The sequence below is a fragment of the Nocardia pseudovaccinii NBRC 100343 genome (genome assembly GCF_001613225.1).
Lineage (GTDB): Bacteria > Actinomycetota > Actinomycetes > Mycobacteriales > Mycobacteriaceae > Nocardia > Nocardia pseudovaccinii.
This window is the reverse complement of the sequence record NZ_BDBY01000444.1, coordinates 1-1,351: the sequence shown is the minus strand read 5'-3', so window position 1 is coordinate 1,351 and position 1,351 is coordinate 1. Positions and strand designations below refer to the sequence as shown.

Below are 1,351 nucleotides of genomic sequence, written 5' to 3'. Positions count from 1 at the left end.
TGTGCGTACAAGGCGAGAGTCTTTGCGGCCCAACGTGAGACGTTCCTTACCTCAGCTACTGTATCGAGCGGCTGAAGGTCATTGAGCAGCCGACGGACAGGCTCCTTGGCAGGCTTCTCGAACGACTTGTCGAGTCCGTTGTTGCAGTCCGAACAGCACGGCAGCATGACCCGCCATATCTTGTCACTCTGTGCCGGACGCTTGGCTTTCGTGAGCAGAGGTTCGCCATTGATCGAAGCGGTGAACGGGCCCTGGTCGTCCCACCGCTTCAAGAACCATGACGCGATGGCATGCTCACGAGAGTTGTTGGGGCCGTTGCAGAACACACAGAGGTGCCGCTCAGTCATGGTGGCGACGGTACCGCGCAAGCGCGACCGTCTCTACCGAATATTCGCGGCTGTAGACCTGCACGGAGTCGGGGGCCCGCAGTCGGCCCCGGCCTGTGCTCCGATCGATAATCTCAGTAACGGCGGGCCCACGCGACGGGATCGACCTGGCGCACGACCTCGCCCAGATCATCCAGGATCTGAGTCACCGTCTCGGGCGAGAGTTCAGCCCGATGGCTGGGATAGCTGGGGAACGACAGCATCTTGCCGAATCTCGACCGGTGCTCCTTGGTGCGGAGTTCGCCCCGTAGATGAGTGAGGATGTGGCGAAGATCCCTGATCTCCTGCACTGTCGTCGTGTCAACTACGATGCTGAGCTCTTTGCGGAAGAACGCTTTCAGCTGCCCCCAGCGTGGAGACTGGCTTTCCGCCACCTTCCAGTCGTGACCGACTTCCGTCCCAGTCTTTTCGAGGTATACCTCGAACGCGGTGACCGCTTCCCGTACAACCGATGCGTTGAGCATCCAGTGGTAGTCGCTGGGCTGGATCTCCACCTCGTGATCGAAGATGTCGATCCACTCCGGCCCGTCAGGGTCGCCGGGGCGCTCGCCGATCTCGGTCCACATCGCCTCGAACCGTTTGGTCATCAACTCCGTGTTCAGCGTCAGGTAGGCCCGCAAGTCGCGGTCAACCGAGCGCCATTCGACGAAGGCGCGGGTGGTATTCCACAGGGACTTCTCGTTCCATGTACGCTGCGTCGTCACCGCAGCAGGGTATGGCGCAGGCCTGGTGCGACGCGATCGGATTTCAGGAGATCAGCATCTGCGGTCTCTCCCAACTAGTTGGGCCGAGGTCGGGCGCCGGGTGGTCGCTGCTCCCGTCACGGTCGGTGGCTTGATCCAGCACTGAGGCATGCGCAGCTCGGCACCGAACTACTGTTCCAGATCCTCACCGAACACGAGGACAAAGCGTTCTCACAACCGACACTATTTCACTCAGCTGAATCAGTCTCAATTACCGAAAGT

The 1,351-nt window shown here is 60.5% G+C and carries 2 protein-coding genes; both read right to left on the bottom strand.

Features of this window, described 5'->3' with window-relative positions; all coding sequences use genetic code 11:
• The coding region (locus NP3_RS48785) for a hypothetical protein (RefSeq protein ID WP_157125002.1) at window positions 1-347 on the bottom strand (347 nt) is incomplete at its 3' end.
• Window positions 348-460: 113 nt separating this feature from the next.
• Entirely contained in the window at window positions 461-1,090 is a 630-nt protein-coding gene (locus NP3_RS45600; RefSeq protein ID WP_063047917.1) for a hypothetical protein, read from the bottom strand.
• Between the last annotated feature and the right edge of the window lie 261 nt (window positions 1,091-1,351).